Origin of the sequence: Exiguobacterium sp. SH0S2 (assembly GCF_004337185.1) — a bacterium.
Lineage (GTDB): Bacteria > Bacillota > Bacilli > Exiguobacteriales > Exiguobacteriaceae > Exiguobacterium > Exiguobacterium aurantiacum_A.
On the sequence record NZ_SJVB01000008.1, the window covers coordinates 1 to 26,329 of the forward strand.

The 26,329-nt window shown below is 47.8% G+C and carries 42 protein-coding genes and 1 rRNA gene; all 43 read right to left on the reverse strand.

All coding sequences use genetic code 11. The features are described from left to right. A 16S ribosomal RNA gene (locus EVJ21_RS14400) occupies positions 1–64 on the reverse strand; the annotation flags it as partial. 369 nt (positions 65–433) lie between these two features. After that, the gene (locus EVJ21_RS14405; RefSeq protein WP_071398651.1) at positions 434–1,087 is read right to left on the reverse strand and encodes a KinB-signaling pathway activation protein; all 654 of its coding nucleotides are present in this window, start codon (positions 1,085–1,087) and stop codon (positions 434–436) included. An 11-nt stretch (positions 1,088–1,098) separates the two neighbouring features. Continuing rightward, entirely contained in the window at positions 1,099–2,130 is a 1,032-nt protein-coding gene (locus tag EVJ21_RS14410) for a P-loop NTPase (RefSeq protein WP_071398652.1), read from the reverse strand. Positions 2,131–2,273: 143 nt separating this feature from the next. Continuing rightward, positions 2,274–2,666 (reverse strand): 30S ribosomal protein S9, encoded by a 393-nt coding sequence (gene rpsI / locus EVJ21_RS14415; RefSeq protein WP_070329232.1) that lies wholly within the window; start codon positions 2,664–2,666, stop codon positions 2,274–2,276. Positions 2,667–2,691: 25 nt separating this feature from the next. Then, positions 2,692–3,129 carry a 50S ribosomal protein L13 gene (gene rplM, locus EVJ21_RS14420; protein ID WP_016510784.1) on the reverse strand — a complete coding sequence of 146 codons (438 nt, stop codon included), beginning with the start codon at positions 3,127–3,129 and terminating at the stop codon, positions 2,692–2,694. Between the two features lie 154 nt (positions 3,130–3,283). After that, a complete protein-coding gene (truA, locus tag EVJ21_RS14425) occupies positions 3,284–4,024 on the reverse strand; it encodes a tRNA pseudouridine(38-40) synthase TruA (protein WP_131466492.1) in 741 nt (246 codons plus the stop codon). Beyond that, positions 4,021–4,812: an energy-coupling factor transporter transmembrane component T family protein gene (locus EVJ21_RS14430; RefSeq protein ID WP_070329234.1), complete on the reverse strand. Its 792-nt coding sequence runs from the start codon at positions 4,810–4,812 to the stop codon at positions 4,021–4,023. Before EVJ21_RS14430 ends, truA begins: the two co-directional genes overlap by 4 nt. Further along, positions 4,809–5,687 carry an energy-coupling factor transporter ATPase gene (locus EVJ21_RS14435; RefSeq protein WP_016510779.1) on the reverse strand — a complete coding sequence of 293 codons (879 nt, stop codon included), beginning with the start codon at positions 5,685–5,687 and terminating at the stop codon, positions 4,809–4,811. The genes EVJ21_RS14430 and EVJ21_RS14435 overlap by 4 nt, the downstream gene beginning before the upstream one ends. Next, complete coding sequence (locus EVJ21_RS14440; protein ID WP_070329236.1) at positions 5,663–6,499, reverse strand: energy-coupling factor transporter ATPase; 837 nt, start codon at positions 6,497–6,499, stop codon at positions 5,663–5,665. Before EVJ21_RS14440 ends, EVJ21_RS14435 begins: the two co-directional genes overlap by 25 nt. A 69-nt stretch (positions 6,500–6,568) precedes the next feature. Next, entirely contained in the window at positions 6,569–6,922 is a 354-nt protein-coding gene (rplQ, locus tag EVJ21_RS14445; RefSeq protein WP_016510776.1) for a 50S ribosomal protein L17, read from the reverse strand. 24 nt (positions 6,923–6,946) lie between these two features. Beyond that, positions 6,947–7,891: a DNA-directed RNA polymerase subunit alpha gene (locus tag EVJ21_RS14450; protein WP_070329237.1), complete on the reverse strand. Its 945-nt coding sequence runs from the start codon at positions 7,889–7,891 to the stop codon at positions 6,947–6,949. Positions 7,892–7,983: 92 nt separating this feature from the next. Continuing rightward, complete coding sequence (gene rpsK, locus EVJ21_RS14455; RefSeq protein WP_070329238.1) at positions 7,984–8,379, reverse strand: 30S ribosomal protein S11; 396 nt, start codon at positions 8,377–8,379, stop codon at positions 7,984–7,986. A gap of 16 nt (positions 8,380–8,395) precedes the next feature. Beyond that, the gene (rpsM, locus tag EVJ21_RS14460) at positions 8,396–8,761 is read right to left on the reverse strand and encodes a 30S ribosomal protein S13 (RefSeq protein WP_035386113.1); all 366 of its coding nucleotides are present in this window, start codon (positions 8,759–8,761) and stop codon (positions 8,396–8,398) included. 19 nt (positions 8,762–8,780) lie between these two features. Continuing rightward, positions 8,781–8,894, reverse strand: coding sequence for a 50S ribosomal protein L36 (rpmJ, locus tag EVJ21_RS14465; RefSeq protein ID WP_003156543.1), 114 nt, complete (start codon positions 8,892–8,894; stop codon positions 8,781–8,783). 30 nt (positions 8,895–8,924) lie between these two features. Next, positions 8,925–9,143: a translation initiation factor IF-1 gene (gene infA, locus EVJ21_RS14470; protein ID WP_035386112.1), complete on the reverse strand. Its 219-nt coding sequence runs from the start codon at positions 9,141–9,143 to the stop codon at positions 8,925–8,927. Positions 9,144–9,248: 105 nt separating this feature from the next. Beyond that, positions 9,249–10,007 carry a type I methionyl aminopeptidase gene (gene map / locus EVJ21_RS14475; protein WP_016508902.1) on the reverse strand — a complete coding sequence of 253 codons (759 nt, stop codon included), beginning with the start codon at positions 10,005–10,007 and terminating at the stop codon, positions 9,249–9,251. After that, positions 10,004–10,654: an adenylate kinase gene (locus EVJ21_RS14480; protein ID WP_070329239.1), complete on the reverse strand. Its 651-nt coding sequence runs from the start codon at positions 10,652–10,654 to the stop codon at positions 10,004–10,006. The genes map and EVJ21_RS14480 overlap by 4 nt, the downstream gene beginning before the upstream one ends. Positions 10,655–10,732: 78 nt before the next feature. Continuing rightward, positions 10,733–12,022 (reverse strand): preprotein translocase subunit SecY, encoded by a 1,290-nt coding sequence (secY, locus tag EVJ21_RS14485; protein WP_070329240.1) that lies wholly within the window; start codon positions 12,020–12,022, stop codon positions 10,733–10,735. Beyond that, a complete protein-coding gene (gene rplO / locus EVJ21_RS14490) occupies positions 12,022–12,462 on the reverse strand; it encodes a 50S ribosomal protein L15 (RefSeq protein WP_021066618.1) in 441 nt (146 codons plus the stop codon). The genes secY and rplO overlap by 1 nt, the downstream gene beginning before the upstream one ends. Before the next feature lie 30 nt (positions 12,463–12,492). Beyond that, entirely contained in the window at positions 12,493–12,678 is a 186-nt protein-coding gene (rpmD, locus tag EVJ21_RS14495; RefSeq protein WP_016508937.1) for a 50S ribosomal protein L30, read from the reverse strand. A gap of 15 nt (positions 12,679–12,693) precedes the next feature. Continuing rightward, positions 12,694–13,194 (reverse strand): 30S ribosomal protein S5, encoded by a 501-nt coding sequence (rpsE, locus tag EVJ21_RS14500; protein WP_016508948.1) that lies wholly within the window; start codon positions 13,192–13,194, stop codon positions 12,694–12,696. Positions 13,195–13,214: 20 nt separating this feature from the next. Beyond that, positions 13,215–13,577: a 50S ribosomal protein L18 gene (gene rplR / locus EVJ21_RS14505; protein ID WP_070329241.1), complete on the reverse strand. Its 363-nt coding sequence runs from the start codon at positions 13,575–13,577 to the stop codon at positions 13,215–13,217. A 34-nt stretch (positions 13,578–13,611) separates the two neighbouring features. After that, positions 13,612–14,151, reverse strand: coding sequence for a 50S ribosomal protein L6 (rplF, locus tag EVJ21_RS14510; protein ID WP_016508938.1), 540 nt, complete (start codon positions 14,149–14,151; stop codon positions 13,612–13,614). Positions 14,152–14,184: 33 nt separating this feature from the next. Next, positions 14,185–14,583, reverse strand: coding sequence for a 30S ribosomal protein S8 (rpsH, locus tag EVJ21_RS14515; RefSeq protein ID WP_021066614.1), 399 nt, complete (start codon positions 14,581–14,583; stop codon positions 14,185–14,187). Between the two features lie 31 nt (positions 14,584–14,614). Beyond that, positions 14,615–14,884 carry a 30S ribosomal protein S14 gene (gene rpsN / locus EVJ21_RS14520; protein WP_035386110.1) on the reverse strand — a complete coding sequence of 90 codons (270 nt, stop codon included), beginning with the start codon at positions 14,882–14,884 and terminating at the stop codon, positions 14,615–14,617. An 18-nt stretch (positions 14,885–14,902) separates the two neighbouring features. Continuing rightward, entirely contained in the window at positions 14,903–15,442 is a 540-nt protein-coding gene (gene rplE, locus EVJ21_RS14525) for a 50S ribosomal protein L5 (RefSeq protein ID WP_016508927.1), read from the reverse strand. A 32-nt stretch (positions 15,443–15,474) separates the two neighbouring features. Then, positions 15,475–15,783 carry a 50S ribosomal protein L24 gene (gene rplX, locus EVJ21_RS14530; RefSeq protein WP_070329242.1) on the reverse strand — a complete coding sequence of 103 codons (309 nt, stop codon included), beginning with the start codon at positions 15,781–15,783 and terminating at the stop codon, positions 15,475–15,477. 37 nt (positions 15,784–15,820) lie between these two features. Continuing rightward, the gene (gene rplN, locus EVJ21_RS14535) at positions 15,821–16,189 is read right to left on the reverse strand and encodes a 50S ribosomal protein L14 (RefSeq protein WP_012727667.1); all 369 of its coding nucleotides are present in this window, start codon (positions 16,187–16,189) and stop codon (positions 15,821–15,823) included. A 43-nt stretch (positions 16,190–16,232) separates the two neighbouring features. Further along, positions 16,233–16,493: a 30S ribosomal protein S17 gene (gene rpsQ, locus EVJ21_RS14540; protein WP_016508930.1), complete on the reverse strand. Its 261-nt coding sequence runs from the start codon at positions 16,491–16,493 to the stop codon at positions 16,233–16,235. A gap of 33 nt (positions 16,494–16,526) precedes the next feature. Next, positions 16,527–16,730, reverse strand: coding sequence for a 50S ribosomal protein L29 (gene rpmC, locus EVJ21_RS14545; RefSeq protein WP_016508900.1), 204 nt, complete (start codon positions 16,728–16,730; stop codon positions 16,527–16,529). Next, a complete protein-coding gene (gene rplP / locus EVJ21_RS14550) occupies positions 16,717–17,154 on the reverse strand; it encodes a 50S ribosomal protein L16 (RefSeq protein WP_016508922.1) in 438 nt (145 codons plus the stop codon). Before rplP ends, rpmC begins: the two co-directional genes overlap by 14 nt. Before the next feature lie 32 nt (positions 17,155–17,186). After that, complete coding sequence (gene rpsC, locus EVJ21_RS14555) at positions 17,187–17,831, reverse strand: 30S ribosomal protein S3 (protein WP_035386108.1); 645 nt, start codon at positions 17,829–17,831, stop codon at positions 17,187–17,189. A gap of 13 nt (positions 17,832–17,844) precedes the next feature. After that, the gene (rplV, locus tag EVJ21_RS14560; protein WP_021066609.1) at positions 17,845–18,177 is read right to left on the reverse strand and encodes a 50S ribosomal protein L22; all 333 of its coding nucleotides are present in this window, start codon (positions 18,175–18,177) and stop codon (positions 17,845–17,847) included. 20 nt (positions 18,178–18,197) lie between these two features. Beyond that, positions 18,198–18,473 (reverse strand): 30S ribosomal protein S19, encoded by a 276-nt coding sequence (gene rpsS / locus EVJ21_RS14565; RefSeq protein ID WP_012727673.1) that lies wholly within the window; start codon positions 18,471–18,473, stop codon positions 18,198–18,200. Positions 18,474–18,539: 66 nt separating this feature from the next. Beyond that, complete coding sequence (gene rplB / locus EVJ21_RS14570; RefSeq protein WP_070329243.1) at positions 18,540–19,370, reverse strand: 50S ribosomal protein L2; 831 nt, start codon at positions 19,368–19,370, stop codon at positions 18,540–18,542. A 34-nt stretch (positions 19,371–19,404) separates the two neighbouring features. After that, positions 19,405–19,686, reverse strand: a complete 282-nt coding sequence (gene rplW / locus EVJ21_RS14575; RefSeq protein WP_024372184.1) for a 50S ribosomal protein L23 — start codon at positions 19,684–19,686, stop codon at positions 19,405–19,407. Beyond that, positions 19,686–20,309, reverse strand: coding sequence for a 50S ribosomal protein L4 (gene rplD, locus EVJ21_RS14580; protein ID WP_070329244.1), 624 nt, complete (start codon positions 20,307–20,309; stop codon positions 19,686–19,688). The genes rplW and rplD overlap by 1 nt, the downstream gene beginning before the upstream one ends. A 28-nt stretch (positions 20,310–20,337) precedes the next feature. Further along, complete coding sequence (gene rplC, locus EVJ21_RS14585; RefSeq protein ID WP_131490779.1) at positions 20,338–20,964, reverse strand: 50S ribosomal protein L3; 627 nt, start codon at positions 20,962–20,964, stop codon at positions 20,338–20,340. A 61-nt stretch (positions 20,965–21,025) separates the two neighbouring features. Next, on the reverse strand, positions 21,026–21,334 hold the full coding sequence (gene rpsJ, locus EVJ21_RS14590) for a 30S ribosomal protein S10 (RefSeq protein WP_016508894.1): 309 nt from the start codon (positions 21,332–21,334) through the stop codon (positions 21,026–21,028). A 380-nt stretch (positions 21,335–21,714) separates the two neighbouring features. Further along, a complete protein-coding gene (locus EVJ21_RS14595; protein ID WP_070329245.1) occupies positions 21,715–22,224 on the reverse strand; it encodes a nucleotidyltransferase family protein in 510 nt (169 codons plus the stop codon). 97 nt (positions 22,225–22,321) lie between these two features. Then, entirely contained in the window at positions 22,322–23,509 is a 1,188-nt protein-coding gene (tuf, locus tag EVJ21_RS14600) for an elongation factor Tu (protein ID WP_070329246.1), read from the reverse strand. Positions 23,510–23,623: 114 nt separating this feature from the next. Continuing rightward, positions 23,624–25,702, reverse strand: a complete 2,079-nt coding sequence (gene fusA / locus EVJ21_RS14605) for an elongation factor G (RefSeq protein WP_070329247.1) — start codon at positions 25,700–25,702, stop codon at positions 23,624–23,626. 116 nt (positions 25,703–25,818) lie between these two features. Continuing rightward, positions 25,819–26,286: a 30S ribosomal protein S7 gene (gene rpsG / locus EVJ21_RS14610; protein WP_016508928.1), complete on the reverse strand. Its 468-nt coding sequence runs from the start codon at positions 26,284–26,286 to the stop codon at positions 25,819–25,821. Between the last annotated feature and the right edge of the window lie 43 nt (positions 26,287–26,329).

The following is a 26,329-nucleotide window of genomic DNA, read 5'->3' on the forward strand; positions in this document are numbered from 1 at the left end:
CGACTTGCATGTATTAGGCACGCCGCCAGCGTTCGTCCTGAGCCAGGATCAAACTCTCCAAAGAATTTGATATAGCTCTTGAAAATGACGAAGCTTGCGCTTCAATCAAAACTTGTAAAACTTTTTTTGCCTCATCGTTCAGTTTTCAAAGACCAAATGTTGTCGTGTTAGCGACTTTTTAATAATAGCGAGTTCACTTTTTAAAGTCAACCATTTTTTATTATTTTTTCACTTTTTTTCTGTTGCTCAAATTTGAACAGCAGCGACGTTTATTAATATATCAATGCCTGCACTATTCGTCAACTGTTTTTCTAAAAAAACTTTGATTGCTTCAAAAATTATTTCGATACGCTTAAATTGGCCGTGGACTCCCTTCTTAACCAATGGAAAAGCTCAGGCGAAATCACCTGAGCTCATCACTGGCAAGAGAACATTACGACGATTTGGACGAGACGCGTTTCTTCGTCTTTAATGACTCTTTAGGACCACTATTCGATTTTGACACTGCTTCACCGTGCGCTGGCGCTTGGAAGCGATGAAGCATCAACACTTGGTAAGCGTTGGCGAACACGAGCGTCGCAAGTGCCGGCCATAGAAGAGCGATCTCATCTGTCGCTTGCAGTGCCGGAATCCACTCAATCAACGTAATGACGATCATCAAGAAGAGCGCGGGGATAAATGCACTCGCGTTCGTCTGTCTCGCCTTGCTCGTCGCTACGATCCACGACACGACGACTAGGACGAGCATCTCTCCGATATAACGCCACATGTGATCATTTCCAAATGCGAGCATGCGTAGATAGACCGCGTCAAATAACGCGAATACAATCAAGAGCACTTGAACTCGATTCCACAGTTTCGCTCCGCGGAATAAATCCAAGCCGACTCGGTGGACGATCAAGTAGGCAAAAAAGCCCATCATACTGATTCCCGTCCACGTGCTCGAGTAACTGAGTGCCGTCACGATCGCTTCCCACGACTGACTGACCAAATAACCCGGATTGGCGAGTATATTCATCAGGAACCCAAATAGCGTCCCGAAAACGAGCGTCGTCCAAAACAAACGTAAAAAACCTTGTACTTTCATCTGCTAACCATTCACCCTTCTATTTGTTGAATGACCGATTGCGCCAATTCATCATATGTTGTCTCAAACGGATGCCCATCCCGGTAGACCGAAGGCGCAAAGTCGTCTTCGTTGTCATACGGCTGACCGAGCGGGATTTGCGCGAGCAGTTTACTCTTGAGCGCTTCTGATAATTTTTCGCCGCCGCCGTAACCGAAGACGTATTCTTTCTCGCCCGTTACCTTACTCTCGAAGTACGCCATATTCTCAATGATTCCGAGCACTTTATGGTTCGTCTTGATTGCCATCGCACCCGCTCGAGCCGCGACGAAAGCAGCGGTCGCGTGAGGTGTCGTTACAATCAACTCCTGGCATGACGGGAGCATCGAGTGGATATCAAGCGCGACGTCACCTGTCCCTGGCGGTAAATCGAGCAACAAGTAGTCGAGGTCGCCCCACTCCACATCATTGAAGAAGTTGTTGAGCATCTTCCCGAGCATCGGTCCGCGCCAGATGACCGGCGCATTGTCTTCGACGAAGAAGCCCATCGAGATGACTTTTACCCCGAACCGCTCGACCGGGATGATTTTTTCACCTCGGACGACGGGACGTTCTTCAATCCCGAGCATGTCCGGGACGCTGAACCCGTAAATATCGGCATCGATCAAGCCGACCTTTTTACCGGCACGTGCTAACGCGACCGCCAAGTTGACCGACACCGTCGACTTCCCGACGCCGCCTTTTCCTGAAGCGATTGCTATGAACGTCGTTCCTGAGTTTTCACGAAGGATAGCCGGTTTTGTCGCTTCTTGTAAACTTTCGTCATTTAGCGCTTCGAAACGAAGGCCGACCGTCTTAAAGCCTTTTCCTTTCAACAATGTGACGATCTCTTGTTGCAGCTGAAGCTGCTCTCCGCTCCCGGTCTGACCGAGTGCCACTTTCACGCTGACATAGTCTTCTTTAATTCGGACGTCTTTCACGCCAGCTGTATCTCCAAGCGTACGATTGATCGTCGGATCGACCAACCCTGCTAATTCTTCACGAACTTGTTCTACTGTAAGCATGTCATTTCCCCCTAATTTCTGTCTCGATAACAGTATATCAAAAAAAGCGTTTTCTTGAGGGAACGAAAACCAACTATTTCTCGAGCAACAAAAAAACTCTCCGCCCATAAAGGGCGGAGAGTTTAGACCAAACTGTTCGAAGATTAACGCTTCGAGAACTGTGGTGCGCGACGTGCTGCTTTAAGACCGTATTTTTTACGCTCTTTCATACGTGCGTCACGAGTCAAGAAGCCTTTTTCTTTGAGGCTTGGACGGAATTCTGGGTCCGCTTGAAGAAGCGCACGTGATACGCCGTGGCGAATCGCTCCAGCTTGTCCAGTGAATCCACCACCGTTAACGTTAACGATGATATCGTATTTACCTTCTGTTTCAGTCAATACGAGTGGTGATTTTGCCATCATGATCAAAGTCTCATGACCGAAGTATTCTGAAATATCACGGCCATTTACAACAACTTTGCCGTCACCTGCAACGAGGTGAACACGAGCCACCGAGTGCTTGCGGCGGCCAGTTCCGTAGTAACGTACATCTGCCATCGTTTAGTTCCTCCTTGTGTCCCGATTAACCGCGAAGTTCGTAAACTTCTGGTTTTTGTGCTTCGTGGTTGTGCTCAGCTCCAGCGTAAACGTGGAGTTTAGTGAATTGTTGACGACCGAGTGATCCTTTTGGAAGCATCCCTTTGATCGCGAGTTCAAGCATACGCTCTGGGCGTTTTGCAAGAAGCTCTTTTGCAGTTTGTGATTTCAAGCCGCCTGGATGACCTGAATGACGGTAGTACATCTTGTCGTTCAGTTTGTTACCAGTCAATTTGACTTTCTCAGCGTTGATGATGATGACGTGGTCTCCGCAATCAACGTGTGGTGTGAAAGTTGGCTTGTGCTTACCGCGAAGAAGTGATGCTACTTCACTAGTCATACGACCGAGTGTTTTGCCTTCTGCATCGATAAGGTGCCATTTGCGTTCTACTTCAGATGCTTTAGCCATGAATGTCGTGCGCATGTGGAATACCTCCTAAAATGTCTGTTCATTTGAATTTTTTAATGCTTGTTTGATGCTTTATCATAATCCTAGTTTACGGGGCTAAGATTGTGGTTCATCTCTCAATGTGAAAATGAAATGCCAATGAATATGATACGTTTTTACAAGGGGAATGTCAATCTACTTTTTTATAATTCACATTCCATAAATATAGACCGTGCGGTGGAGCCGTAATCCCAGCACTGCGGCGGTCTTTCGCCGCGAGCATTCGACTCACATCGGCCGGCTCATACTTCCCTCTGCCAACCTCCATTAACGTACCGACCATAATCCGGACTTGGTTGTACAGAAAGCCGGATCCGACGAACCGAAAGTACATTTCGTCTCCCACCTCAACGAGTTCCGCTTCATAAATCGTGCGGACACGGTCCACCACTTCTGACTTCGTCACCGAAAACGAAGTGAAATCATGTGTCCCGACGAGTGACCGGAGCGCTTGACGCATCCGTTCCCGGTCAAGCGCATACGTCACCGTCACGGCATGATGGCGGCGGAACGGATCGACGTCAGTGCGAATGAAGTAACGATACTCTTTCCGTTTCGCACCGTAGCGGGCATGGAAAGAAGCATCTACTTCTTCGGCCGAACAAACAAGGATATCATCTGGCAACATCGCGTTCAACGCTTTGACGAAGCGATCTGCCGGCATCGATAAATGCGTATCGAAGTGGATGACCTGACCTTTCGCGTGAACACGGGCATCCGTCCGCCCAGAAGCGACAACTTTCATCGCTTGACCATGCATCTTCGCAAGAACCGTCTCGACTTCGGCCTGAACCGTATTGCCGTTTGGCTGGACTTGATAACCCGCATAATTCGTCCCATCATAAGCAATCGTCAATTTAACCCGTCTCATCCTATCCCTCGCAATCCAATCAAAATGAGTGTCAAGCAGACAAATACGATCAACAATCCTGTGTCGCGTCGTTCCCACGTCATCTCACGCCACCTCGTCCGCCCTTCACCCCCACGGTACCCGCGGGCTTCCATCGCCGTGGCAAGGTCCTCAGCCCGCTTAAACGCGGACACGAACAATGGGATCATGAGCGGGACGACCGCTTTTAACCGATCTTTAATCGGACCACTCTTTAAATCGACGCCTCGCGCCTGTTGCGCCTTCATGATGCGATCCGTCTCGTCGGCTAGCGTCGGCAAGAAACGAAGCGAGATGGACAGCATCAGGGCGATCTCGTGTGCCGGCACTCGTATGCGTTCGAGGGGACGAAGACCAGCTTCAATCGAATCGGTCAGTTCCATCGGCGTCGTCGTCAAGGTGACGAGCGTCGTCAACATGACGAGATAGAAGAAACGGAGCGAGACGATCAAGCCCATTCTCACCCCTTCCGAATAAATCGAGAACGGACCGAGTGAAACGAGCAACGTCCCTTCCCGATTGAAGAACAGTTGCAACAGGAGTGTGAACACGATCAAAAATAAAATCATTTTCAACCCGTTCCATAAATAGCGCCATGACAACTGAGACAATTTGACCGCGAATAACGTGAACGCGAGTAAAAACACGTTCGTCCACAAATTGTCGGCCAAGAAGACGACTGGAATAAACCCGAGGATGAACAGCGTTTTGGCCCGAGCGTCAAGTGTGTGCAGCCATGAATGACCGGGAATGTATTGCCCGATAATCATATGGCTCCCCCCTTTCTCAACTCGGCCGCAATCCAGTCCGCCAGTTCGACTTCCGTCCGAAGGGATGGAGGCTCGACCCCGAACGTCGGTGCGAGTTCAAGCGCGAGCCGAAGCACGTTCGGGACGTCGAGTTGCAACGAGCGAACGAGTGACTCGTCCTTGAACAGTTCGAACGGGTCACCATCGAAGGCGACTTGTCCTTGTTCCATGACGACGACACGTTCCGCATACGTCAACACGTCATCCATGTCATGCGAGACGAGGATGAGCGTCAAGTCGAGTTCTTCTTTTAAACGTTTAAACAGCGCCAGCATGTCTTGACGGCCGAGCGGGTCGAGTCCTGCCGTCGGTTCATCGACGACTAAGACGTCCGGACGGCTCGCGAGCACGCCCGCAATCGCGACACGTCGCATCTGTCCGCCCGACAAATCGAACGGGGAACGGTCCCATAACGTTTCATCGAGACCGACAAGGCGCAGGGCCGCATGAGCCCGTTCTTTCGACTCGGCCTCCGTCGCACCGAAGTTGCGGGGACCAAACATCACGTCGCGTTCGACCGTCTCTTCAAACAGTTGATGCTCGGGATACTGAAAGACGAGCCCAACGCGGCGTCGAAGCGGAAGCAAACTTTGCTTTTTATCGCGACGCTTCGTAATCGCACGTACTGTAATGTCATCCACGACGACACGACCTTTTGTCGGTCGCAGTAAGCCGTTCATGTGCTGAACGAGTGTCGATTTCCCAGAGCCGGTATGGCCAAGAAACGCAACAAGCGCCCCCGACGGAATAAATACATTCACATCGCGCAGCGCGGTTCGTTCAAACGGAGTATTCAATTGATATTGGTAAGTCACTTCTTCAATGCTAATCGGCATAGATGGTTCACCAACTCCGAATGTTGTAGCATCAGACGATCGAGTGGTATGCCCCGTTCCTTCAGTTCGAGTTGCATCCGTACGATAAACGGCACATCCAATTGGATGGCACGTAACGCTTCCGGATTTCTAAACACGTCTTCTGGTGTACCGGTCATTGCAATTTTCCCTTTAGACAAGGCAATGATACGGTCGGCAAACAACACTTCGTCGAGCTCGTGTGTAATGGCGACAACGGTCATCCCTTCTGAGACGAGCTGTTGTACCGTTTGTAACACCTCTTTACGCCCAATCGGGTCGAGCATCGAGGTAGCTTCATCGAGCACGAGGACATGCGGGCGCATTGCGAGAGCCGAAGCAATCGCAACACGCTGCTTTTGTCCACCGGATAACTGATGCGGTTCACGGTCCGCTAGTTCCGATAATCCAACGCGCGCTAGACTGTCATCAATTCGACGAACCATTTCTTGACGTGGAAGTCCCATGTTTTCGAGAGAGAACGCCACATCATCGCGCACGGTCGCCCCGACAAACTGATTGTCGGGATTTTGGAAGACGACACCGATCCGTTTACGAACGTCCCACACGTCTGTGGCGTCCGTCGGATCGAGCGTCTCAACCCGGACCTCTCCTTCCTGAGGAAGCAAAAGCCCGTTCCACAACTTCGTCAAAGTCGACTTGCCGGAACCATTATGGCCAACGATGGCGAGCCATTCCCCTTTGTATACATCGAGTGACAACCCGTCTAAGGCTGGCTCGGTTTGTCCCGGGTAACGAAACACGACATCACGTACCATAATTTGAGATTCCATCTGTCGACTCCTTTCCGATGTGGAAACAGGGCAATACGTGACCGCATGCCCTGTTGACTGCCTAATGAATTAGACGAGTTCGATGATTACGACTTCCGCACCGTCACCGCGGCGTGGGCCGACTTTCATGATGCGTGTGTATCCACCTTGACGTTCAGCGTAGCGTGGTGCCACGTCTTCGAACAATTTTTGGATTGCGTTTTTCTCTCCAGCGCTCTCTTTGCGAACGAATGAAGCTACTTGACGACGGGCATGAAGATCGCCACGTTTTCCAAGAGTGATTAATTTTTCAACGACTGGGCGAAGTTCTTTCGCTTTTTGTTCAGTTGTTTGAATGCGCTCGTTGATAATAAGGTCAGTTGCAAGATCACGCAAAAGAGCCTTGCGTTGCGAGCTTGTACGGCCAAGTTTCGAATAAGCCATTACATTTCCCTCCTTCGGTTGAACTTAGTCTTCTTTACGCAAGCCCAAACCGAGCTCGTCCAACTTGAGTTGAACTTCTTCGAGTGATTTACGTCCGAGGTTACGGACTTTCATCATCTCTTCCTCTGATTTGTTTGCGAGTTCTTGAACAGTGTTGATGCCGGCGCGCTTCAAGCAGTTGTACGAACGAACTGAGAGATCGAGTTCTTCGATCGTCATTTCAAGTACTTTTTCTTTTTGGTCTTCTTCTTTCTCGACCATAATTTCTGCGTTGAGAGCTTCGTCAGTCAAACCAACAAAGATATTCAAGTGTTCTGTCAAAATTTTCGCTCCAAGCGATACTGCTTCTTCCGGACGGATTGAACCATCTGTCCACACGTCTAATAGAAGCTTATCGAAGCTAGCATCTTGACCGACACGTGTTTTGTCTACTTCGTAGTTCACGCGTTGAATCGGTGTATAGATCGAATCGATTGGAATGACACCAATCGGCATATCATCACGTTTGTTATCTTCTGCCTGGACGTAACCACGACCACGGCGAGCAGTCAAACGCATGCGAAGCGTCGCATTGTCAGCGAGAGTCGCGATGTGGAGCTCAGGATTCAAGATTTCAACGTCGCTATCATGGGTAATGTCTGCCGCAGTGACAGCACCGGCACTTGAAACGTTAATCTCAAGCGTTTTCTCTTCTTCCGAGTACACTTTGAGCGCTAACTTCTTGAGGTTTAAAACAATTTGGGTGACGTCTTCGACGACTCCGTCAATCGTTGAGAACTCGTGAAGTACGCCATCGATTTGAACCGCCGTAATCGCTGCACCAGGAAGCGATGACAATAAAATTCGACGCAGTGAGTTGCCGAGAGTAGTGCCATATCCACGTTCAAGCGGTTCCACCACGAATTTACCAAACGTAGCATCCTCGCTGATTTCGACCGTTTCGATCTTTGGTTTTTCAATCTCGATCATCTGAACCCCTCCTTGAGTGTATCCTGCCACGCAGCTTGCGCTGCATTGTATATGTTGTTCGTGCTAGGTAAGCCCATCACACGCACAAACGATTATACGCGGCGACGTTTTGGAGGGCGGCAACCGTTGTGCGGAACAGGTGTTACGTCACGGATTGCAGTTACTTCAAGACCAGTAGCTTGGAGGGCACGGATTGCCGCTTCACGTCCAGCACCAGGACCTTTAACGTTAACTTCTACTGTACGCATACCGTTGTCCATTGCAACTTTCGCTGCAGTTTCAGCAGCCAATTGTGCTGCGAACGGTGTCGATTTACGTGATCCTCTAAATCCAAGGTTACCAGAAGTAGCCCATGAGATCGCGTTACCTTGCGTGTCAGTGATTGTGATGATTGTGTTGTTAAATGTAGAACGGATGTGTACCACACCGACTTCAATATGCTTTTTGACTTTACGTTTTGAACGTACATTTTGCTTACGTTTCGCCATTGTTCAATTCCCTCCTTTACTTCTTCTTGTTCGCTACTGTACGGCGTGGGCCTTTACGAGTACGCGAGTTGTTCTTCGTGTTTTGTCCGCGAACAGGGAGACTACGGCGATGACGGACACCGCGGTAGGCGCCGATTTCGATCAAACGCTTAATGTTGAGTGAAACTTCACGACGAAGGTCACCTTCAACTTTAATTCCGTCAATTGCTTCACGGATGCGGTTGATTTCGTCTTCTGTAAGATCACGTGTGCGTGAATCTTCAGATACGTTTGCAGTCTTCAAGATTTCTTGTGCTTTTGTTTTACCAATACCAAAGATGTATGTGAGCGAAATAACGATACGTTTTTCGCGCGGAATATCTACACCAGCAATACGTGCCATGTGTGCACCTCCTCTTAGATTAACCTTGTTTTTGTTTGTGTTTCGGGTTTTCGCAAATTACCATTACTTTTCCTTTACGGCGAATAACTTTACATTTTTCGCAAATCGGTTTTACCGACGGTCTTACTTTCATGATTATACCCTCCTCCTGGAAAAATCGGAGTTACTTATAACGGTACGTGATTCGCCCGCGAGTCAAGTCGTACGGAGACAACTCGACAGTTACGCGGTCGCCTGGAAGGATTCGAATGTAGTGCATCCGAATTTTCCCTGAGACGTGCGCGAGCACCGTGTGGCCGTTTTCTAACTCCACTTTAAACATTGCGTTTGGAAGTGGTTCGATAACAGTGCCTTCCACTTCAATGACATCTTGTTTCGCCATCATTTATTCCCCTTTCTATATGAAGATATTTAGGAGCACAGACGATCTATTGTACAGTACTGTGAGAGAAGGATCCATAACGGATCAGCACGCAACAATAGAGCCTCATTCACCGGAATCGAGTTTCGTTAAAATCTCGTATCCATCGTCTGTGATGGCGATGGTGTGCTCAAAGTGGGCGCACATGCTACCGTCCACTGTCACAACTGTCCAGTTGTCAGCCAGCGTTCGAACATAGCGTTGACCAGCGTTGACCATTGGTTCAATGGCTAACGTCATCCCAGTCTTTAGGCGCGGCCCTTTCCCCGGTGGACCATAGTGCGGAATTTGCGGTTCTTCATGCAAATTTTGACCGACACCATGACCGACATACTCACGGACGACAGAAAACTCATGAGATTCAACATACGCTTGAATCGCATGCGAAATGTCTGTCAATCGCAGTCCAGCCTTGGCGTGCTCCAATCCTTTATACAGACTTTCTTCGGTTACGTCAAGCAACCGCTGTGTCTCTTCTGAGATTGTTCCCACTGGATAAGTCCAAGCGGAATCTCCATGGTATCCGTTATAGTGGGCACCGATGTCGATCGAGATGATATCTCCATCGTTCAATACCCGTTCTCCGGGAATTCCATGAACAAGTTCTTCGTTCACTGAAGCGCAAACACTACCGGTAAAACCGTTGTAGCCTTTGAACGACGGTGTCGCACCTTGGCTGCGAATGTAATCTTCCGCAATCCGGTCGAGCTCTAGCGTCGTAATACCTGGTTTGATGTGCTCTTTGAGCACCTGGTGCGTTCGAGCAACAATTTGCCCAGCCTCACGCATAATCGCAATTTCTCGAGGCGTCTTCGTGATGATCATTCAGTATCACCGAGTAACGCTTTAACATCGGCATAAACGACATCGATTGGACGATCTCCATCCAATGTACGAAGATACCCTTTTTCTGCATAAAAGTCAATAAGTGGTTTCGATTGCTCGATGTTGACGTCAAGGCGACGGCGAACCGTTTCCTCTTTATCGTCTTCACGTTGCATGAGTGCCGACCCATCCACATCACAGATGCCTTCCACTTTTGGTGGATTGAAGATCACATGATATGTCGCTCCACACGTCGGGCAGATCCAACGACCTGTCAAACGCGGAACGAGAATTTCCGCAGCCACATCAATGTTGACGACGTGGTCGATCTGTTTCCCCAAATCTTTAAGCAAACTTTCGAGTGCCTCTGCTTGAGCAACAGTACGCGGGAATCCATCGAGTAAAAAGCCGTTTTTCGTATCATCTTGACTCAAGCGTTCACGTACGATTCCGATTGTTACCTCATCCGGTACGAGTTCCCCTTTATCCATGAACGATTTAGCTTCTTTACCAAGTGGCGTTCCGCCTTTGATTGCCGCACGAAACATGTCGCCTGTCGAAATGTGTGGGATTTGGTACTCTTCGACGATTTTAGCCGCTTGAGTCCCTTTCCCTGCACCCGGTAAGCCCATGAGTACTAGATTCATCTCAGTTAGCCTCCAGTTTTGATTTTCACAACACATCGTAAACACGACAGGAAGGAAGGGAGAGCCCTTCCTTCCGCTTTAACGGATAAAGCCTTTGTAGTGTCGTTTTACGAGTTGACTTTCGATTTGTTTCATCGTTTCGAGGGCTACCCCGATTACGATCAACAAGCTCGTCCCTCCGATTTGCACCGAAGTTGGGAGACCGGCAAGCTTAATGAAGATTGTCGGCATGATCGCAACGAGCGATAGGAAAATCGCTCCGAAGAAAGTCAATCGATAGAGCAACTTCGTGATGTACTGTTCTGTTTGCGCCCCAGGACGAATCCCAGGAATATAGCCACCTTGCTTCTGCAGATTTTCTGCCATTTGTTCTGGGTTGACCTGAATAAATGTATAGAAGTAAGCGAACGCGATGATGAGCGCTACGTAGATTGACATTCCGATTGGAGATGTCGTATCGAAGTAAGTCTGCAACTTCTGCGTCGTTTCCGGAGAAGCAATGAAGCTTGCAACAGTTGGCGGTGTCACCATGAAGGAAATCGCGAAGATAACCGGGATGACACCAGCAGCGTTTAGCTTGATTGGCAAGTGCGTCGACTGACCGCCCACAGGGGTACGGTTCGCCGTGCGCTTCGCGTATTGAATTGGAATCTTACGTGCCGCTTGTTGAACATAAATGATCCCAACCGTCACAGCAAGAATAACGAGCAATAGCACAGCCAAGTAAACGATGTTAATGAATAACGCGTCTCCAGCATTTTGGAGCTTCGTCTCGTAAATCTGCGTGAAGATTCTTGGGAACCCAGCGATGATACCCGCGAAGATGATGACGGAAATACCATTCCCGACACCTTTCTCCGTTGTCATCTCACCGAGGAACATCAAGAACGCCGTACCTGCAGTAAGTACAATCGCGATCACGAAATAGGTTGCCGTTCCCCACGTCTCATTGACGAGACCTGGGTAGAGGCGGTTAAATCCGAACGACAGTGATGTCGCTTGGACAAACCCTAACATGATCGTCCCATAGCGCGTGACCGTCGCTAGCTTCTTACGCCCGGACTCGCCTTGTTTTGCCCATTCGGCAAACTTCGGAACGACGTCCATTTGTAAAAGTTGTACAACGATCGATGCCGTGATGTACGGCATGATCCCCATTGCGAACAGGGAGAAGTTCTGTAAAGCATTTCCTCCAAACAAGTTCAAGAAGTCGAGTAGACCTCCTGAGTCAAAACGCAACACATCCGTATTCACCATCGGCACCGGGATATGGGCCCCGATGCGGAAAATGATGATGATTGCGAGTGTGAAGAGAATACGCTGTCGAATATCTTTCACGCGCCACATATTGGAGATCGTCTGAAACATCAGATCACCTCAACTGAACCGCCAGCTGCTTCGATCGCTTCTTTCGCTGCACCCGAGAATTTGTTGGCTTTAACAGTTAATTTTGTTTCAAGCTTGCCGTTAGCAAGTACTTTGATTCCGTCTTTAGCAGAGCTGACGACACCAGTCTCGATTAAGAGTTCTGGAGTGACTTCAGTACCTGCTTCGAAACGGTTAAGCGTGTCTAGGGAAACAACTGCATACTCTTTACGAGTAGGGTTGTTGAAACCGCGTTTTGGAAGACGACGGTAAAGTGGGTTTTGTCCACCTTCGAACCCTGGACGAACGCCACCGCCTGAACGAGCTTTTTGACCTTTATGTCCACGGCCAGAAGTTTTACCGTTACCAGTCGCCATACCGCGACCGACACGGTTGCGTTCGTGACGCGAACCTGGAGTTGGCTTCAATTCATGGAGTTTCATAGTGGCACCTCCTTATTATTAAAATCGATATTATTCGTTAATTTCTTCTACAGTCACAAGGTGCGACACTTTTTTGATCATACCACGCATCGCGACGTTGTCAGGGACAACGACGGTTTGATGCATTTTGCGAAGACCAAGTGTACGTACTGTTACACGCTGATCCTCGGGACGACCGATTGTGCTGCGTGTGAGGGTGATTGCGAGTTTCGCCATGTCTAGTTCCCTCCCTTATTTAAGAAGTTCTTCTACGCTTTTACCGCGTAGTTTAGCAACTTCCTCTGCTTTTTTAAGCTCTGTCAAGCCTTTGACCGTCGCACGGACGATGTTGATCGGTGTGTTTGATCCAAGCGATTTCGAAAGGATGTCACCTACACCTGCAAGTTCGAGCACTGCACGAACTGGACCACCGGCGATAACCCCAGTACCTTCAGAAGCAGGTTTCATGAATACACGACCTGCTCCGTATACTCCTGTGATTTCGTGTGGAATTGTTGTACCAACCATTGGTACTTGAACCATGTTTTTCTTAGCGGCTTCAATAGCCTTGCGGATCGCTTCTGGCACCTCTTGTGCCTTACCTGTACCGAAACCGACGTGACCATTTTTGTCACCTACGACTACGAGAGCGGCGAAACGGAAGCGACGGCCACCTTTCACAACTTTCGCGACGCGGTTTACGGTAACAACGCGTTCTTCAAGTTGTTCCATGTTAACGTCTAACTGGCGCATCGAGTGTCCCCTCCTTTTTGTTAGAATTTAAGACCCGCTTCACGAGCTGCTTCTGCAACAGCTTTGACGCGGCCATGATAGAGGTATCCACCACGGTCGAACACAACAGTGTCGATACCTTTCTCGAGTGCACGTTCAGCTGCAAGTTTACCAACAGCTTTCGCTGCTTCAACGTTGCCGCCGTTTGTAAGATCGAGTGCTTTATCTTTCGAAGATGCTGACACAAGCGTTGTTTGTGACGCGTCATCGATAAGTTGTACGTAGATGTTCTTGCTCGAACGGAATACGTTCAAACGTGGACGAGCTGCCGTCCCGGTGATCGTACGACGTACACGAGCATGACGTTTCTTACGAACTGCATTTTTATCTGCTTTTGTGATCATTTATGCCACTCCTTTCCGTTCATTTCGTGACGAATTACTTACCAGTCTTACCTTCTTTACGGCGAATACGTTCATCAGAGTAACGAACACCTTTACCTTTGTAAGGTTCTGGAGCACGGTACGAGCGGATTTGAGCTGCAACGTGACCGACGCGCTCTTTGCTAATACCTTTTACGATGATTTGCGTGTTTGAAGGAACTTCGATCTCGATACCTTCTTCAGCAACGTACTCGATTGGATGCGAGTAACCGAGGCTGAGGACGAGTTTGTTACCTTGCTTAGCAGCACGGTAACCAACCCCTGAGATCTCAAGTGTTTTCTGGAACCCGTTAGACACACCTTCCACCATGTTGGCGATGAGGGCACGTGTCGTACCGTGGATCGTACGGTTCTCTTTCGAGTCATCCGGACGAACAACAGTTAGTTCGTTTTCTTCAATTTTGACTTCCAAGGCTGGGTTAGCTGAAAGCGAAAGTTCACCTTTAGCACCTTTTACTGTGACAATGTTGCCTTCTGCAACCGTTACAGTAACGCCAGCTGGAATCGTAACTGGTTTTTTACCAATACGTGACATTGATTACACCTCCGTTCTTGTTAGAAAAGTGACTTACCAGATGTAGGCGAGCACTTCGCCGCCGACTTGTTGTTGGCGAGCTTCTTTATCAGTCATAAGACCTTTTGATGTCGAAAGAACTGCGATACCGAGTCCTCCGAGTACTTTTGGTACTTCATCTGCTTTTGCATATACACGAAGACCTGGTTTCGAAATACGTTTGAGACCAGTGATAACACGTTCGTTGCTTGCTCCATATTTAAGGAAAAGACGAAGTGTACCTTGTTTAGCGTCCTCGATATATTCAACATCGCGAATGAAACCTTCACGCTTGAGGATCTCTGCAACCTCACGTTTGATATTAGAAGCTGGAAGCTCCAATTTTTCATGGCGAACCATGTTAGCGTTACGGATACGTGTAAGCATATCTGCAATAGGGTCTGTCATTACCATGCGATGTACCTCCTTTCACACTGTTAGTGGATTACCAACTTGCTTTTTTAACACCAGGGATTTGACCTTTGTATGCAAGATCACGGAACTTGATACGGCTGATCCCGAATTTACCCATGTAACCATGTGGACGACCTGTGATACGGCAACGGTTATGAAGACGTACAGGTGACGAGTTACGTGGCAATTTGCTGAGTCCGATGTAGTCGCCTTCAGCTTTTAATTGCGCGCGTCTCTCAGCGTACTGGGCAACGAGTTTCTCGCGTTTTTGCTCGCGATTCACCATTGACTTTTTAGCCATGTTGTCGACCTCCCTTTATTATTTTTGGAATGGCATTCCGAGAAGTGTGAGCAATTCACGTGCTTCTTCGTCTGTGTTCGCTGTTGTAACAACAACGATATCCATACCGCGTACTTTAGTTACTTTATCGTAATCGATTTCAGGGAAAATAAGCTGCTCTTTCACACCAAGCGTGTAGTTACCGCGTCCGTCGAATGCTTTCTTCGATACACCGCGGAAGTCACGTACACGTGGAAGTGAAACAGTTACTAATTTGTCGAGGAAATCGTACATGCGCTCGCCACGAAGTGTTACTTTCGCACCGATCGGCATGCCCTCACGAAGTTTGAAACCAGCGATTGATTTCTTAGCCTTCGTTACGAGTGGTTTTTGACCTGAAAGAATTGATAATTCTTCCACTGCCATGTCAAGAGCTTTCGAGTTCGAAACAGCGTCACCTACACCCATGTTGATGACGATCTTGTCGACTTGTGGCACTTGCATAACCGAGTCATAGTTGAATTTATCCATCATCGCTTTCACGATGTCGCTTTTATACTTCTCTTGCAAACGGTTCATAGTCGAATGGACCTCCTTTCGTCACGTTGTTCTTATTTATCGAGTACTTCGCCCGATTTCGCGACACGAACTTTTTTACCATCGACTACTTGGAAACCAACGCGAGTTGGTTTGCCCGTTTTAGGGTCGATTGGCATGACGTTCGAGACGTGAATTGGTGCTTCGATTTCAAGGATACCGCCTTGTGGATTCGCTTGTGATGGTTTAGCGTGTTTTTTCATCACGTTAACCCCTTCAACGACTACGCGGTTCTTGCTTGGCATAGCTTTGAGGATAACCCCTTGCTTGCCTTTATCTTTACCAGACATTACCTGGACTGTATCGCCTTTTTTAACATGCATCGTTTTGCGCACCTCCTTATAGGATTGAAATTGGAAATTAAAGTACTTCCGGTGCCAACGAAACGATCTTCATGAATTCTTTTTCACGAAGTTCACGTGCAACTGGCCCGAAGATCCGAGTGCCGCGTGGGCTCTTGTCATCTTTGATGATGACTGCTGCGTTCTCATCGAAACGGATGTACGAACCATCTTTACGACGAGCGCCGCGTTTTGTACGAACGACAACTGCTCTGACAACGTCACCTTTTTTAACAACGCCACCTGGTGTTGCTTGTTTTACCGTCGCGACGATGATGTCACCGATGTTTGCAGTCTTACGACCTGAACCACCGAGGACTTTAATTGTCAACAGTTCACGCGCGCCAGAGTTGTCTGCTACTTTCAAGCGAGATTCTTGTTGAATCATGCGAGTGTACCTCCCTCCGGATGTTTATAGATCCGAACTGTTATTAGATGATTACTGATTCTTCTACTACTGTTACGAGACGGAAACGTTTGTCTTTAGAAAGCGGACGTGTTTCCGCGATGCGGACCACATCGCCTACTTTAGCGACATTGTTCTCATCGTGCGCTTTAAATTTCTTCGTGTAGTTTACACGTTTTCCATAAAGCTTATGACGTACTTTTGTTTCAACTGCAACGACGATCGTTTTGTCCATTTTGTCAGACACGACGCGTCCAGTGAGTACTTTACGCTTATTGCGTTCCATGAGTGTTACCTCCTCTTCAATAATCCGATTAGATTAGCCGTTGTTGATGCCGAGTTCGCGTTCACGAAGAATCGTTTTAGCACGCGCAATCGACTTGCGTACTTCACGGATACGAGCAGGATTCTCAAGCTGACCTGTAGCTAATTGGAAACGAAGGTTAAAGAGTTCTTCTTTCCACTCGCCTACTTTACCGTTGAGCTCTTCATTTGTTGATTGACGGAGATCAGTTGCTTTCATTCGTATCACCACCATTTTCTTCACGTTTCACGAACTTACATTTCACTGGAAGTTTGTGCGCTGCAAGGCGAAGTGCCTCACGTGCGACTTCCTCAGATACACCCGCGATTTCGAACATTACTTTACCAGGCTTAACTACAGCTACCCAGCCTTCTGGAGCACCTTTACCCGAACCCATTCGAACTTCGAGAGGCTTTTTAGTGTACGGCTTGTGTGGGAAGATCTTGATCCACACTTTACCGCCACGTTTCATATAACGTGTCATTGCGATACGTGCTGATTCGATTTGACGGTTTGTGATCCAGCTCGCTTCGAGCGATTGGAGACCGAATTCACCGAAATGTACTGTTGTGCCGCGTTTTGCATTTCCGCGCATTTTACCACGGTGTACACGACGATATTTCACGCGTTTAGGTAACAACATAGTGTGTTGCCTCCTTCCTGAAAGAGTGTTTATTATTTAGTGTTTTTTGTTGGAAGAACTTCTCCGTGGTAAAGCCATACTTTAATTCCGATTTTACCATAAGTTGTGTCAGCTTCAGCTGTTCCGTAGTCGATGTCGGCACGGATTGTATGAAGCGGAACTGATCCTTCTGAGTACTTCTCTGAACGAGCGATATCAGCGCCACCAAGACGACCAGAAACTTCTGTTTTGATCCCTTTGATGCCAGTGCGCATCGAACGTTGAATTGACTGTTTCATTGCACGACGGAATGACACACGGCCTTCCAATTGACGAGCGATGTTTTCAGCAACAAGCTTAGCGACCGCATCCGCGTTTTTCACTTCAACAACGTTGATGTGAACACGTTTGCCTTCAGCAAGCTTTGTGATATTTTTACGGAGTGACTCGATTTCCGAACCACCTTTACCGATGACCATACCTGGTTTCGCAGTGTGAAGCGAAATGTTTACGCGGTTTGCAGCGCGTTCGATTTCAACTTTAGCCACACTAGCATCCTTCATTTTGTTTTCGATGTATTCACGAATAACGTAGTCTTCATGAAGGAGATCTGCGTAGTCTTTCTCAGCGTACCAACGCGAATCCCAGTCTTTGATAACACCAACGCGAAAACCGTGCGGATTTACCTTTTGACCCACTACATATCCCTCCTTATTTCTCAGTTACCACGATGTGAATGTGGCTTGTGCGTTTGTTAATACGACTTGCGCGACCCATCGCACGTGGGCGGAAGCGTTTGAGTGTTGGACCTTCGTTGACGAAAATTTCAGATACAACAAGGTTCTCAATGTTCATATCGTAGTTGTGCTCTGCGTTAGCAATCGCTGACTTCAATACTTTTTCAACGATTGGCGACGCTGCCTTGTTCGTGTGAGCAAGGACAGAGAGCGCTTCGCCGACTTGTTTCCCGCGAATTAAGTCTACAACGAGACGTGCTTTGCGAGGAGCAAGACGGACCATATTAGCTGATGCTTTAGCTTGCATGGATTTGACCTCCCCTCAGATTACCGTTTCGTTTTCTTGTCTGATCCGTGACCTTTATACGTGCGTGTTGGAGCGAATTCACCAAGTTTGTGACCGACCATGTCTTCTGTCACGAATACTGGTACGTGTTTACGACCATCGTGTACACCGAACGTGTGACCCATGAATTCTGGGAAGATTGTCGAGCGACGTGACCAAGTTTTGATGACTTGCTTCTCACCAGATTCGTTAAGTTTGTCAACTTTAGCGAGCAAATGGTGATCTGCGAATGGACCTTTTTTCAAGCTGCGACCCATGATAGAACCTCCCTTTGGAATGATTCGGGAACGGCTCTTTCGAACCGCCCAAGAATCATGTAATAATTATTTCTTACGACGACGAAGGATGTACATGTCGCTCGATTTGTTTTTCTTACGAGTTTTGTAACCAAGAGCTGGTTTACCCCAAGGAGTAAGTGGGCCCGAACGACCGATTGGCGCACGACCTTCACCACCACCGTGTGGGTGATCAACTGGGTTCATTACAGAACCACGTACTGTTGGGCGTTTGCCTAACCAACGTGAACGTCCTGCTTTACCGATGTTTACAAGTTCGTGTTCTTCGTTACCAACTGAACCGATTGTCGCGCGGCAAGTGCCGAGGAACAAGCGTGATTCACCTGATTGAAGACGAACGATGACGTACTTGCCGTCACGTCCTTGGATTTGTGCCGATGCACCAGCCGCACGAACAAGCTGACCGCCTTTACCAGGCTTAAGCTCGATGTTGTGGATAGTAGTACCGACAGGGATGTTTACGAGTGGAAGAGCGTTCCCCACTTTAATATCCGCTTCAGGACCAGACATGATTTCCATGCCTACTTTGATGCCCTTAGGAGCGAGGATGTAACGTTTCTCACCATCTGCATAGTTGATGAGGGCGATGTTAGCTGAACGGTTTGGATCGTATTCGATCGTAGCAACGCGTCCGATGATAGCATCTTTGTTACGTTTGAAATCGATGATACGGTATTTACGTTTGTGCCCGCCACCTTGGTGACGTACAGTCAAACGACCTTGGTTGTTACGACCGCCTTTTTTCGAAAGCTTTTCAGTTAACGATTTCTCAGGACGGTTCGTTGTGATCTCTGCAAAGTCGAGAGATGTCATGTTACGGCGACCGTTAGTGGTCGGCTTAAACTTTTTAATTGCCATCGAGGATTCCCTCCTTTTCTTCTAAGGTAGTAAATTAACCGAGGAAGTCGATTGTGTTGCCTTCAGCAAGAGTTACGATCGCTTTTTTACGACGCGATGTGTAACCAGAGTGACGACCGACACGTTTCGCTTTCGGTTTCATGTTCATTGTGTTTACCGAAGCAACTTTCACGTTGAAAATTGTTTCGATAGCGTGCTTCACTTGTGATTTAGTCGCTTTAACTTCGATCTCGAAAACGTATTTGTTAGCTTCCATGAGGCTAACTGAACGCTCAGTGATGATCGGACGTTTGATGATATCGTATGCTTGAGCCATTATGCAAGCACCTCCTCTACCTTCGCAACCGCATCTTTAGTGAAGATGACTTTATCGTTAGCAATGAGGTCAAGAACGTTAACGCCCGCTGCCTCGATTACAGTCACTCCTGGGATGTTACGAGCTGCGAGAGCGATAGTCTCATTGTAGTCCGCTGTGACTACAAGAGCCTTACGTTCTACTGATAGGCCAAGAAGTACTGCGACCATATCTTTTGTTTTTGGTGCATCGAAAGCAAGGCCTTCGAGGACGATCATTTCGTTGTTTTGTACTTTCGACGACAAAGCCGAGAGAAGTGCAAGACGACGAACTTTTTTAGGAAGCTTGTAAGAGTATGAACGTGGAGTTGGACCGAAGACTGTTCCACCACCAACCCATTGTGGTGAGCGGATCGAACCTTGGCGCGCACGACCAGTTCCCTTTTGTTTCCATGGTTTACGGCCGCCACCGCGTACTTCCGAGCGACCTTTCGTATCGTGAGTACCTTGACGGCGTGATGCTTGTTGCATGACGATCGCGTCATAAAGTACTGATTCGTTTGGCTCGATACCGAAGATGGCTTCAGCCAATTCGATTTCGCCAACTTGTGAACCTGTTTGGTTTAGCAAAGCTACTTTAGGCATTCGTAATTCCTCCTTTCCGTGCAGTTAATTAGTTACCTTTGACAGCTGTCTTGATGATGACGTTCGATTTACGAGCGCCTGGGATTGCGCCTTTAACGAGTACAAGGCTGCGTTCCACGTCAACTTTGACAATTTCAAGGTTTTGAATCGTTTTACGCTCGCCACCCATTTGACCAGGAAGAAGCTTCCCTTTAAATACGCGGTTAGGCGCTACAGGACCCATTGAACCAGGGCGACGGTGGTAACGCGAACCGTGGGACATTGGTCCACGTGATTGTCCGTGACGCTTAATCGCACCTTGGAATCCTTTACCTTTTGAAGTACCTGTTACGTCCACTAATTCACCTGCAGCGAAAATGTCCGCCTTGATCTCTTGACCGATTTCGTATCCTTCTACTGAAGTACGAATTTCTTTCATGAAGCGCTTAGGTGTCGCGCTTGCTTTCGCAGCGTGACCTTTTGCCGGTTTGTTTTGACGTGATTCTTTGATGTCTCCAAAACCGAGTTGAACTGCTTCGTAACCGTCTGTTTCAAGTGTTTTAACTTGAAGCACGACGTTTCCTTCGACAGCAACTACTGTTACCGGTACGACTTCGCCTGCTTCGTTGAAGATTTGAGTCATACCAAGTTTTGTTCCTAAGATTCCTTTAGCCATGAGATACACCTCCTGTTTAATAATTATTGTCTCTTCTGGCTAGTATCTACTATATGAAGAATTAAAGTTTGATTTCGATGTCAACACCTGATGGTAATTCGAGACGCATAAGCGCATCAACCGTTTTTGGTGTTGGGTTAACGATGTCGATCAAGCGTTTGTGTGTACGCATTTCGAACTGTTCACGAGCATCTTTATACTTGTGGACCGCACGAAGGATCGTGTAGATCGATTTGTCAGTTGGAAGCGGGATTGGGCCCGAGACCTTCGCACCTGAACGTTTCGCAGTTTCAACGATTTTCTCAGCTGATTGATCGAGAACGCGATGGTCGTATGCTTTTAAGCGAATACGGATTTTTTCATTTGCCATGTAAGTTTCCCTCCTTTGTCGCCTACTTTTAAAAATAGACAGTTCTCAGCGGAAATTTCCACACCGGCCATGGCAAAGCTGCCTGGCGTGTCATAACCTCCCGCTTCATCGCAGCGTGCTTGTGTCAGCAGAGGCATCCGATCATTGCAAATCAACGATAGGACCCATTTTCTGCTGTAAAGTCTCTCACCACTCGCACAAACACTTAATCATTATATCGAATCTGCAAAACAAATGCAAGATTTGATTTTTTTCGATCGTGCCGGATGTCTGATGAGTTGTTCAACGTTCACTAATGTAACAAGATTCGAATCCTTTTGCAAGTTCTTTTCCTTCTTTTGTTGAACTATTTTTCAAAAGAAGGCCCATGCCAACTCTTCCTAGCGTTTCATATACTCTTTAAACTGCTCAGTGACGGCTTCGACGACTGATGCCGGAGCTCGTTTCAAACACGTTTGCACAATCGAGTTGTTGAACGGGTGCGTCATAAAGTATTCGTGCAGCTTGTCGACTTTCTCTTCCCGCCCCATCACTGAATAGAGGACGACCCACTCTTCAAGATGCATCCAACTCTCGTCCGGTTCAATGTAAGGATGCGTATAAATCCCGTCCGTGCAACGCATCCGAAAACTAGCCATCACGTCGATGTCCTGGCCTTCAAACGTATATTCGCCAAAGTACGTCGTCATATACTCGTCGTGCGGACCAGACTCTTCTTTTTTTCCGGCACGGCTGAGCACACGGTCAATCGTCTCGAACTGGTCAGGCTCAACGAATAGATCTAAGTCACGCGCCGTCTCGACGATTCCGTGATGCTTGAGTAGACTTGACCCGCCAAAGCGGCAGGCAACGCCGTTCAACCGGCAAAGCGTCTCCACTTGCTTTTCCATCATCGATTCTCCTTCCTACAATCCTATCTCCTATCCTATCACTTCGTTTCAAAAAACAAAAAAGCAGCCCGCAAATGCGGACTGCTTAAGACATCGATTACTCGACGATTTCTGTTACCGAACCAGCACCTACAGTACGGCCACCCTCACGGATTGAGAAACGTGTTCCGTCTTCGATCGCGATTGTAGAAATCAATTCGATCGTCAACTCGATGTTGTCTCCTGGCATTACCATTTCAGTACCTTCTGGAAGGTGAACGATACCTGTTACGTCAGTTGTACGGAAGTAGAACTGCGGACGGTAGTTCGCGAAGAATGGCGTGTGACGGCCACCCTCTTCTTTAGAAAGAACGTAGATTGAAGCTTTGAATTTAGAGTGCGGAGTGATTGTACCTGGTTTAGCAAGTACTTGTCCACGCTCGATGTCTTCACGTGATACACCACGGAGAAGAGCACCGATGTTGTCGCCAGCTTCTGCATAGTCAAGAAGCTTACGGAACATCTCTACACCAGTACATACAGTTTTCTTAGTTTCTTCTGTAAGACCAACGATTTCAACTTCGTCGTTGACGCGGAGAATACCACGCTCAACACGACCAGTCGCTACAGTACCGCGACCAGTGATTGAGAATACGTCCTCAACTGGCATCATGAAGTCTTTGTCCGTGTCACGAACAGGCTCAGGGATGTACTCATCAACTGCGTTCATGAGTTCCATGATTTTTTCTTCCCATTGTGGTTCGCCGTTAAGCGCGCCAAGAGCTGAACCTTTGATTACAGGGAGGTCGTCGCCTGGGAAGTCATATTCAGAAAGAAGTTCACGGATTTCCATCTCAACGAGTTCGAGAAGCTCTTCGTCGTCAACCATGTCAACTTTGTTCATGAATACTACGATGAAAGGAACACCTACTTGACGTGAAAGAAGAATGTGCTCACGTGTTTGTGGCATTGGGCCATCTGTTGCCGAAACAACGAGGATCGCGCCGTCCATTTGTGCAGCACCAGTGATCATGTTTTTAACATAGTCAGCGTGACCTGGGCAGTCAACGTGTGCGTAGTGGCGTTTTTCAGTTTCGTACTCGATGTGAGCTGTTGCGATTGTGATACCGCGCTCGCGCTCTTCTGGAGCACCATCGATTGCGTCAAACTTTGTAGCTGTTTTCCCTTGTGCTTTTGAAAGTACAGCTGAAATCGCTGCAGTCAAAGTTGTTTTACCGTGGTCGACGTGGCCAATTGTACCAACGTTAACGTGCGGTTTAGAACGGTCGAATTTTTCTTTACCCATTCTAGATTCCTCCTCTATAGACAATTAATTTTTTATTTAACTAGGAAGACGTAGGCTACTTTTAACATACGTCCTCCTTAGCTTACAACAATCATTTCAGCGTTACAACCGTTATTAGCCGTTCGCTTTTTTGATGATTTCTTCTGCAATTGACTTCGGTACTTCTTCGTAGTGGTCGAAGTGCATCGAGTACGTTCCACGTCCTTGCGTACGTGAACGGAGTGACGTTGCATATCCGAACATTTCCGAAAGTGGAATCATCGCTTTAACGACTTGTGCGTTACCGCGAGCTTCCATACCTTCTACGCGTCCACGGCGTGACGTGACGTCACCCATGATGTCTCCCAAGTATTCTTCTGGGATGACAACTTCAACACGCATCATTGGCTCAAGGATGACAGCTTTCGCTTGTTCCTTAAGTTGTTTGACCGCCATCGAAGCAGCAACTTTAAACGCCATCTCGTTCGAGTCGACATCGTGGTACGATCCGAAGACGAGGGCAGCTTTAACGTCAACTACTGGGTAACCAGCGAGGATACCGTTTTCGAGAGCTTCTTGAATACCGTTTTGAACAGCTGGTACGTATTCACGTGGAACAACACCACCGACGATCTTGTTCTCAAATTCGAATCCAGCACCTTCTACGTTAGGTTCGAATTCAACGACAACGTGACCGTACTGACCGCGTCCACCCGATTGACGTACGAATTTCGAATCGATCTTCGCAGCGCTACGGATTGTCTCACGGTAAGCAACTTGTGGTGCACCGACGTTTGCTTCGACTTTGAATTCGCGACGCATACGGTCAACGAGGATATCAAGGTGAAGCTCACCCATACCAGAGATGATCGTTTGACCAGTCTCTTGGTTTGTTTCAGTGCGGAAAGTTGGATCCTCTTCTGCGAGTTTCGCGAGGGCTTGACCCATCTTGTCTTGGTCTGCTTTCGATTTAGGCTCGATTGCGACCGAGATAACCGGTTCTGGGAATGTCATTGACTCGAGAACGACGTTGTCTTTCTCTGAGCAAAGTGTGTCACCAGTCGTTGTATCTTTAAGACCAACAGCAGCGGCGATGTCACCAGAAAATACCATTGGAATTTCTTCACGGCTGTTTGCATGCATTTGAAGGATACGACCGAGACGCTCGCGCTTCCCTTTAGTCGAGTTCTTCACATACGAACCAGCTTGTGCTGTACCAGAGTACACACGGAAGAATGTCAATTTACCGACGTAAGGGTCAGTCATGACTTTGAACGCAAGTGCCGAGAACGGCGCTTCGTCAGAAGGTTCACGCGTGATTTCTTCTTCTGTATCGAGGTTGATTCCTTTGATTGACTCGACATCAACTGGTGATGGGAGGTAATCAACAACAGCGTCCAACATCAATTGAACACCTTTGTTTTTAAAGGCCGAACCTACAAGTACAGGGTAGAATTCAACGCTAAGTGTTGCTTGACGAATACCAGCTTTGAGTTCTTCGATTGAGATCTCTTCGCCTTCGAGGTATTTCATCATCAAATCTTCGTTGTAATCCGCAACGCCTTCGATCAAGCGACCACGAAGTTCTTCAGCTTGGTCAGCCATATCAGCTGGGAAGCCTTCTGTTACTTCGATGTCAGTACCGAGGTCGTTCGAGTACATGTATGTCTTTCTTTCGACGAGGTCGATGATTCCTTTGAATTCATCTTCTGCGCCGATTGGAAGTTGGATTGGGTGTGCGTTAGCGTGTAAACGTTCGTGAAGTGTTTTCACCGAGTACATGAAGTCCGCACCGATCTTATCCATCTTGTTGACGAATACGACACGTGGAACACCGTATGTTGTCGCTTGACGCCATACAGTTTCTGTTTGTGGTTCAACACCTGACTGAGCGTCAAGTACAGCAACTGCGCCATCAAGTACACGGAGTGAACGTTCAACTTCAACTGTGAAGTCTACGTGTCCAGGTGTATCGATGATGTTTACACGGTGGCCATTCCACTGTGCAGTCGTCGCTGCAGAAGTGATCGTGATTCCACGCTCTTGCTCCTGCTCCATCCAGTCCATTTGTGAAGCTCCTTCATGAGTTTCACCAATCTTGTGGATACGACCTGTGTAATAAAGAATACGTTCAGTTGTAGTCGTTTTACCGGCATCGATGTGAGCCATGATCCCGATGTTACGAGTATTCTTTAGGGAGAATTCTCTTGCCATACTGGGTATTCTCCTTCCGCATGTGTTTTTCGTGTGCTGGCACACGATATGATTATACCCGAAAGCCACTCCATTAAGCCACCGCTTGGTGACGTGGAGTGGTCTTTACGTTTAACTTACCAACGATAGTGAGCAAACGCTTTGTTCGCTTCTGCCATCTTATGCATGTCTTCGCGTCTCTTAACAGAAGCACCAGTGTTATTGGCTGCATCCATGATTTCATTCGCGATACGTTGCTCCATCGTCTTCTCGTTGCGGAGACGAGCGTAGTTCACGAGGTAACGAAGACCAAGTGTCGTACGGCGTTCTGGACGAACTTCAACAGGAACTTGGTAGTTTGCTCCACCTACACGGCGAGCTTTAACTTCAAGTACAGGCATGATGTTTGTCATTGCTTCTTCGAACACTTCCATAGGCTCTTTGCCTGAGCGTTCAGCGATGAGACCAAATGCGTTGTAAATGATAGTTTGAGCTGTACCTTTTTTACCGTCTAACATGACACGGTTAATGAGGCGAGTTACCAATTTCGAGTTGTAGATCGGATCTGCGATAACGTCACGACGTTCTGCACGGTTTTTACGCATCCGAGTACCCTCCTTTCAAAATTTCAGTAGTTTAGTTTGCGAG